Here is a 7701-nt window from a genome sequence, read left to right as displayed (position 1 = left end):
CGAGGAGCGACCGGTCGTGCTCGAGGCGGGCCGGGTCGTCCGGGGGGCGATACTCGGCGAGCAGGTCGTCCCGCGGGATCTTGACGGCGTATCCGACGGGAATCGCGCGCACGTCGGCGATTCCGCTCCGCGCCGCGATCTTCGCCGCCTCCGCGTTGACGTCTTCGGCGTGCACGAGGCCGGTGAAGCGCACGACCACGGCGGAGTAGAGCGCCTCGCCCTTCTGGAGCCGGTAGAGCGCGAACTTCCCCTTCTCGTCCGAGCCGTACGAAAGAGCGCCGGCGCCCGCGATCTCCGCGGCGAGCGCCTCCGAGCGGAAGCCCGGCAGGAGGAGCTCCGACGGGATCTCGATTTTCTGGCCCTTCTCGGTCTCGAGCGAGGCGAGACCGTTGCGCTTCCGGATCTCCGCGTATCGCGCGCCGTCGCCGGTGAACCATTCGGCGATCCGCCAGAGGCTCTCCGGAGCTCCCGCGGGCGCCGTCACGACGTGCGTCCAGGCCTCCGGACGCCCCGTGTCGGCCGGGAAGAGCGCCTGCATCGCGATCTTCTTGTAGTTGTCGGAGAGGAGCTCGTACGGGACGCGGAGGAAGACGCCCGCGCTCTGCACCTTCTCCCGGCCGTTCAGCGCGAGGATCTTCTTTTGCGTCTTCGGGTCCTCCGAGAACCGCCGCGCGAAGGCCGCCACGCCCTCGCCCGGCAGCGGCTTCGCGAAGAGGTAGACGAGATCGCCCCTCGCGATCGACACCTTCAGCTCCGGGGAGACGACGGCCGTCCGGACGAACTCGGGCTCGTCGGCTCCGGCCGCCGCCGCGGCGACGAGGAGCGCGGCGAGCGCGGCTCCGACGCTACGCCGCGATCGGAGGCGCGGCATCCGTGAAACGAGTCTCCCGCTCGTACGCGGCCGACAGGGCGAAGAGCGTCTCTTCCCGCCAGGGGGCGGCCATCAGCTGGAGCGCGAGGGGCAGGCCCTCCCGCGAAAAGCCGGAAGGGACCGAGATCGCGGGGATCCCCGCGAGCGAAGCGGGCGTCGTGAAGATGTCGGAGAGATACATCGCGAGAGGATCGTCGACCTTCTCGCCGAAACGGAAAGCCGGAGCCGGGACGGTCGGGCAGGCGATCGCGTCGACGCGGGAGAAGGCCTGCGCGAAGTCGCGGCGAAGGAGCGCGCGGACGCGGCTCGCGCGCTTGTAGAACGCGTCGGCGTAGCCCGCCGACAGCGCGAACGTGCCCAGCAGGATCCGGCGCTTGACCTCCGCGCCGAAATCGCGCGTCCGGTGCTGTGCGTAGAAGGACTCGAGGTCCGCCGCCTCGTCGCGGGGCCCGTATCGGATCCCGTCGTAGCGGGCGAGGTTCGACGAGGCCTCGGCGTTGGCGACGACGTAATACACCGGAATCGCGTACGGCGCGCGCGGGACGGAGATCTCCTCGATCGCGGCGCCCGCCGAGCGGAGCGCCGAGACGGCCTCGGCGAAGTTTTCGAGGACCTGCGCGTCCGCGCCCTCGACCGACGCCTCCCGCAGCACGCCGACCCGGAGCCCTCGCGCGCCCCGGAACAGGGCGCCGAGCGGATCGCCGACGGGAACGGGCGCCGTCGTCGAGTCGCGGGCGTCCTGCCCGGCGATCGCGTCGTAGAGGCGCGCCGCGTCTTCGACGCTCGTCGCGAGCGGGCCGATCTGGTCGAGCGACGAGGCGAAGGCGACGAGGCCGAAGCGCGAAACGCGGCCGTAGGTGGGTTTCACGCCCACGACGCCGCAGAGGGCGGCCGGCTGCCTCACCGATCCTCCGGTGTCCGAGCCGAGGGCGGCGGGGACCTCGCGCGCCGCGACCGCCGCCGCGCTCCCGCCGGACGACCCGCCGGGGACGCGCCCGACGTCCCAGGGGTTGCGGGTCTTCTGGAACGCGGAATTCTCCGTCGAGGAGCCCATCGCGAACTCGTCGAGGTTCGTCTTTCCCGCGACGACCGCCCCCGCGTCCTTCAGCCGCGCCACGGCGGTCGCGTCGTAGCCGGGCGAGAAGCCCTCGAGGATCCGCGATCCGCAGGAAGCCGGGTACCCCTCGGCCGTCATGTTGTCCTTGACTCCGACCATGACGCCCGCGAGCGGAAGCGACTCTCCGGAGGCGAGCCGGCGGTCGACTTCGCGGGCGTCGGCGATCACGCGTTCTTCGTTCCACGTCAGGAAGGCGCCGATCTCGGGCTCGCGGCGGGCGATCCGCTCGAGCGCCTGGAGGGCCGTGCGTTCGGCGCTCGTCGCGCCCGACGTCACTGCGGAGACGATCTCTCGGATCGCGCTCATCGCCGGGCCCCCGAACGCCCCGATCCGCGCCGGCGGCGCCTCGTCTCTCCGCGCGGCCGCGCGGTCATCGACTCGCGTCGACCACGCGGGGCACCGGGACCAGCCCGTGCGACGTCACCGCGGCGTTGCGGGAGAGCTCCGCACGGCCGGCCCCGGGGACGGGCTGATCGGCGCGGAGGGTCGTCGCGGGGGAAGGCTCCGGCTCCGGGAGATCGGCGTCCGGTATCTCGGCGATCCGCTCGATGTGCTCGAGGATGTGCCCGAGCTTCGGGGCGAGCGCGGCCGCCTCCGCCGGATCGAGCCTCAGCCGCGCGAGCCGAGCAAGACGCTCGACGCCCTCGCGCGACAGAAAAGGGTTTTCGGAGGCCGATGTCATTGGAACCATTGTACCCTCTCCGCCGAATGCGTCTTCGAACGATCGAGCGGGTCCTTCGTCGGGCGATGGACCGGACGGGAACGACCGGGTACCTCGTGGGCGGGACGGTCCGCGACGCTCTCCTCGGCCGCCCGGTCGCCGACGTCGACGTCGCCGTCGCGAGCGGCGAGGAACGCCTCGCACGGGAGCTCTCCGCCGACGGGCTGGGCACGGCCTTCGCCCTCTCCCCTCCCGGTGCGGCGCTCCCGGTCTGGCGCGTCGCGCGCGGCGACTCGATCGTCGACGTCGCCCGCTTCGAGCGCGGCGGCACGATCGAAGACGATCTCGCGCGCCGCGATTTCACCGTCAACGCGATCGCCCGGGAGGTCGGCGGGCGCCGCCTGGTCGACCCGTTCGGAGGCGCCGTGGACCTTCGCGCCGGCCGGATTCGCTCGATTTCCGACGCCAATCTCGAGAGCGACCCGCTGCGCGTGCTCCGCGCGTACCGGCTCGCGGCGACGCGGGGCTGGACGATCGTCCCCGACACGCGCCGGCGGCTCGCGCGCCATGCGCGCCTCGTCCGGCGGGCCGCGCCGGAGCGCCTGCACGACGAGCTCGCCCGGCTCCTCGCCGGGAAAGCGGCCCGGGCGATCGGCTGGGCGCTCGCCGACGGCGTGCTCGGCGCGACACTCGGGATTCCGCCGTCGCGCGCCGCGCGCCGCGCCGCCGGGCGGCTCCCTCCGGCCCGCCGCGGAGAGACCGCGCTCGAGACCGGCGCCGGCCGCCTCGCGATCCTGCTCCGCGCCGGGGGGGTCGCTTCGTCTTCCTCCACGGACACGCTCCGGCGCCTCAAGTTCTCGCGGGCGGAGATCCGCGAAACCGCGCGTCGGCGGCGTTTCCTCGACGCGGCGTTCTCCGGCGCCGCGGCGGACCGCGTTCTCTTCGCCCACCGCGACGCGCTCTCCTCCCTGCTGCGCCTCGCCGACGCCGCGGCGGCGACGCGGGCCGAGCGGTCCCGGGCCGCGGAGCTCCGGCGCGCCGCCCGGCGCACCGCACGCGCGGATGCGCCCGTCGACGGCAACGACCTCCGAACGTGGCTCGGAATCGGGGCGGGCCCCGAGGTCGGGCGCCGGCTGGAGGCCGCGCGCTTCGGCTGGTTCACCCGCCGGTGGCGAACCCGCGAGGAGATCCGGCGCGGAATTTCGGCGCTCCCGCCCGATTGACGGAGGCGAGCGGCTGGGGTAGGCTTCGCCGCACGCCTGCGGGGGGAAATTGGAGCTTTCCGAACTCCTGAAATTCACGGCCAAGAAGGGAGCGTCCGATCTGCATCTGAAGCCGATGCGGCCGCCCCTCCTGCGCTTGAACGGCAAGATGATCCCGCTCAAGACCGAGGCGCTCTCCCCGAAGATCCTCGAGGACATGCTGCTCCCGATCCTCACCCCCTTGCAGCGCCAGCGGCTCGAGCAGGACCTCGCCGTGGACGTGGGCTACGGTCTCCAGGGGGTCGCACGGTTCCGGGCCAACATCTACACCCAGCGGGGCTCGTATGCCGCGGCCTTCCGCCGCATCCCCTTCAAGCTGCCGACGATCGACGAGCTCGAGCTTCCCGAAGTGCTGGGCTCGTTCGCGCACCTGCCGGCGGGCCTCGTGATCGTCACCGGGCCGACCGGTTCGGGAAAGTCGACGACGCTGGCCGCGATCATGCGGGAGATCACCGAGAAGCGCCCGGTCCACATCGTCACGATCGAGGATCCCATCGAGTACCTCCTCTCCGACGGTGTCGCGGCCGTGTCGCAGCGCGAGGTGGGGACCGACACGCCGACCTTCAAGGAGGCCCTCAAGAACGTCGTGCGCCAGGACCCGGACGTCATCATGGTCGGCGAGATGCGCGACTGGGAGACGATGCAGACCGCGATCACGGCGGCAGAGACCGGGCACCTGGTCTTCTCGACGCTCCACACCAACAACGCCGCGCAGGCCATCGACCGCATGATCGACTCGTGCCCTCCGGCCCTGCAGCGGCAGGTACGGTCGCAGCTCGCCCTCGTGCTCCGCGCGATCGTCTCGATGAAGCTCATCGAGAAATCGGACGGATCGGGGCTGACGGCGGTCATCGAGGTCATGGTCAACTCCCCCAAGATCGCCAAGCACATCGACCAGGGGGAGACCAAGGACATCCTCGAGGAGATCGAGTCGTCGGTCGGCTACTACCGCATGCAGTCGATGAACCAGTCGCTGCTCGCGCTGCTCGTCCACCAGAAGATCGACTACGACAAGGCGATGGAGACCTCCACGGACCCCGAGGACCTGTCGCTGAAGCTCCGGAAGCTGTTTCCCCAGATCGAGGAGTCGTTCCGAGGAGGAACCATGCCGTCGTTCAACGATTTTTCCGTCATCACCGGCCTGCTCGACACCAAGAAACTCTACGAGGAGCAGGAGGAGAAGTGGAAGATGCGGATGGCCGAGGTCCAGGAGGAAGTCGTCCGCCTGCGCCAGGAAGTCGACGACCAGAGGCGCCTGAACGAAGCGAAGGCGAAAGGGTACGCCGACCTCGAGTCGGAGGCGGCCCGCCTTCGCAACGAGACGGACCGGGCGCAGAAGGACGCCGCGCAGAAGATCGCGGCGTTGAACGACCGGATCAAGCAGCTCAACCAGCAGCTCGCCGAGTACGCCGGGGGACGCAAGCCCGCCGCGAACGAGGGCTTCTTCAAGAGATAGCAGCGCGGCGCCGCGGCGCCGCGCAAATCCAAAATCCGAATATCGAAACCCGAAATGGTGCTCAGGGCACCAAAGCGGATCCGTCGTCGTTTTCGAATTTCACGCTTGTTTCGGAAATTCGAATTTCGAGCCGTCTCGTATGGGACCGTCGGTCAGGACCCCTTGCCGGCGGCCTTCAGGAGGTCCTTCAAAAGGTTCGCCGTGGGCTCCTTCCCCGGAACGCAGAGATTCGAGTCCTTCTCGGTCCCCGCGGCGAGCGCGGCCGCGTAACCCTCGCAGTCGTAGCCGCAGGCGGTGCAGTCCGTCTGCGCCATCGCCGCGAAGAGCTTCGTCTTCAGGTCCCCGTCCCTGGCCATCTCCATCCGCTTGGGGAGCGGGATCGTCTCGTCGTGGAACGCGGGCGCCTCCTTCTTCGGCGCCTTGGCCTTGGCCTCCTCCTCGACCTTCCCGGTGTTGATCCACCGCCCGTAGGAGAGGCAGCTCGGGCAGACGAACGCGTAGTCCCACTGCTGCGGGAGATGCTGGGCGGGCGTGCGAAAGACGACGAGCGGCTCGAAGTCCTGAGGGCATGTGGGGCTCTCCCGCTCCTGGGCGTCGTTGACCATCGCCCGGAGGTGCCCGGCGGAGAACTGGATCTGCTTGGGCTTCTGGTCGAAACGGTACATCTTCCCCCTCGGGGACACCATGACGACCTGCGGCTTGAACGTCCGCTCGACGTAGAACGCGCGCATCGGCGCGCCCGTCTCCGGATCGAGGACCGGGTTCTGGCTCCAGAAGTCGGCGAGCAGCTTGCTCTGTTCGCGAAGAGAAAGTTTCATTCCATCGTCCTTCCGCCGCGCATTGTAGCAAACGGCTCGATCAGATCGTCTCCGCTCTCACGAACGGATTCCGCTCCTTTTCCCAGCCGATCGTCGTCTCCTCGCCGTGCCCCGGAATCACGCGGAGCGCGTCGGGCAGGGCGTACAGACGTCCCCGGATCGAGCGCTCGATTTCGGGAAAGGACCCGCCCCAGAGATCCGTGCGGCCGATCGATTCGCGGAAGAGCGTGTCGCCCGAGAAGAGGACGGGGGCGTCCCCGTCGGCCAGGAAGCAGACGGACCCTGGAGAATGGCCGGGAGTGTGGATCACGCGGATCGCCGACGATCCGACCGCGATCGTTTCGCCGTCCGAAAGCGGTTCGGTGACTTTTTCCGGGTCGTCGAAGCGAAAGCCGAAGAGCCTTCCCTGCTCGGTGAGCATGTCGTAGAGGAAGCGATCGTCGGGATGGAGCCGGATCGGCGCCCCGGTCGCGCGGTGAACCGCGCCCGCCGCCGCGACGTGGTCGAAATGCGCGTGCGTGTGGAGGAGGGCCGCCGCGCGGGCCCCGGCGCGTCCGAGCGCGTCCAGGATCCGGTCCGGCTCGTCGCCCGGGTCGACGACCGCGGCGAGACCCGAGGCATCGTCCACGACGATCGCGCAGTTGCAGGCGAGCGGACCGACCGGAAGGACTTCTGACACGCGAAGGGTCACGAGCGAACCGGCACCACGACGTCCACCTCGTGCCGCTCTTTTCGAGCCGGATCGGCCCAGACGGTCTCCGGCGACGCGAGGTTGATCTGCACGGCCCATTCGTCGTTTTCCGGCAGGCGGCGCTCGGACGCGAAGAGCTTGCGCCGAGAGCGCGGCGTGAAGATTTCCCAGCGCAGCCAGCCGAACTCGGCGATGTCGCCGCGGACGCAGAACGCCGGGATGCGCTCTCCCGCCTCGATCGGCGCCTCGCGGACCGTCATCCGACGAAAGCCGTTCGCCGCGAGCCGCGCGAGGAATTCCGGCGTCGCGTCCCGGCCGTTCCAGACGAGCTCGTGGCGTCCCCGCGCCACGCCTCGCCCGAGCACGAGGTCGTCGAGTACTTCCCTCAAGGCCCGGCCCGATCCTTCGCTCTCCACACGACGAGTCTACCGCCGAGCTCGAACGTCGATGCTGAATGAGCCGCGGACTGGTCTTCCGATCACGGTCGCGCATCAGCACGACGGCTGGGCGGCGCCGGCTTTTCGCATCGCGGAAAGCTTTCGCCGAAGTAACCGAGGCGAAAGCTCCGCGATGCGGGAGCGGGAGCGTCGGCGAGGGGGTGGCGGCGGCGCGGTCGAGTCGCTCGTTTGACGAGCCGCGCCGCCGTCACGCGCTCCCGGTCCCCGAGCCAGCTCCCGCGACGGGATCGCCGCGCCCGCTATACTCGTCCCGTGCACTGGAGCGACCTACTGCTGATCCGCCTGCCCCTCGCGATCTGGGTCGGCGCGACCGTTCTCGCGGCGGCCGCCGCCCCGCGGATCTTCGCGCTCGTGCCCTCGCGCGACG

8 protein-coding genes are annotated in these 7701 nt (G+C 70.3%); 2 read left to right on the top strand and 6 right to left on the bottom strand.

What is annotated here, in order from left to right; all coding sequences use genetic code 11:
- The 3 genes from VKH46_11500 to gatC all read right to left on the bottom strand — a co-directional run.
- A partial coding sequence (locus VKH46_11500) for a hypothetical protein (GenBank protein ID HKB71461.1) occupies positions 1-871 on the bottom strand: 871 nt, incomplete at its 3' end.
- Positions 846-2294, bottom strand: coding sequence for an Asp-tRNA(Asn)/Glu-tRNA(Gln) amidotransferase subunit GatA (gene gatA / locus VKH46_11495; GenBank protein ID HKB71460.1), 1449 nt, complete (start codon positions 2292-2294; stop codon positions 846-848). The genes VKH46_11500 and gatA, both read right to left, overlap by 26 nt.
- Before the next feature lie 64 nt (positions 2295-2358).
- Complete coding sequence (gene gatC / locus VKH46_11490; GenBank protein HKB71459.1) at positions 2359-2670, bottom strand: Asp-tRNA(Asn)/Glu-tRNA(Gln) amidotransferase subunit GatC; 312 nt, start codon at positions 2668-2670, stop codon at positions 2359-2361.
- Positions 2671-2696: 26 nt separating this feature from the next.
- On the opposite strand from gatC, the gene VKH46_11485 reads away from it, so the two are divergent.
- Together VKH46_11485 and VKH46_11480 are read left to right on the top strand one after the other, a co-directional pair.
- Positions 2697-3872 carry a hypothetical protein gene (locus VKH46_11485; GenBank protein ID HKB71458.1) on the top strand — a complete coding sequence of 392 codons (1176 nt, stop codon included), beginning with the start codon at positions 2697-2699 and terminating at the stop codon, positions 3870-3872.
- Positions 3873-3921: 49 nt separating this feature from the next.
- Positions 3922-5367, top strand: a complete 1446-nt coding sequence (locus tag VKH46_11480; protein HKB71457.1) for a PilT/PilU family type 4a pilus ATPase — start codon at positions 3922-3924, stop codon at positions 5365-5367.
- A gap of 152 nt (positions 5368-5519) precedes the next feature.
- Here the strand turns inward: VKH46_11480 and VKH46_11475 are convergent, their stop codons facing one another.
- The 3 genes from VKH46_11475 to VKH46_11465 are packed head-to-tail and all read right to left on the bottom strand — an operon-like array spanning position 5520 to position 7265.
- Positions 5520-6185: a (Fe-S)-binding protein gene (locus VKH46_11475; protein ID HKB71456.1), complete on the bottom strand. Its 666-nt coding sequence runs from the start codon at positions 6183-6185 to the stop codon at positions 5520-5522.
- A gap of 40 nt (positions 6186-6225) precedes the next feature.
- Positions 6226-6876, bottom strand: a complete 651-nt coding sequence (locus VKH46_11470) for an MBL fold metallo-hydrolase (protein HKB71455.1) — start codon at positions 6874-6876, stop codon at positions 6226-6228.
- The gene (locus tag VKH46_11465; protein ID HKB71454.1) at positions 6873-7265 is read right to left on the bottom strand and encodes a hypothetical protein; all 393 of its coding nucleotides are present in this window, start codon (positions 7263-7265) and stop codon (positions 6873-6875) included. The genes VKH46_11470 and VKH46_11465 overlap by 4 nt, the downstream gene beginning before the upstream one ends.
- Positions 7266-7701 lie beyond the last annotated feature (436 nt).

The organism is Thermoanaerobaculia bacterium (genome assembly GCA_035260525.1).
Lineage (GTDB): Bacteria > Acidobacteriota > Thermoanaerobaculia > UBA5066 > DATFVB01 > DATFVB01.
This window is presented reverse-complemented; position numbering and strand designations above follow the sequence as displayed.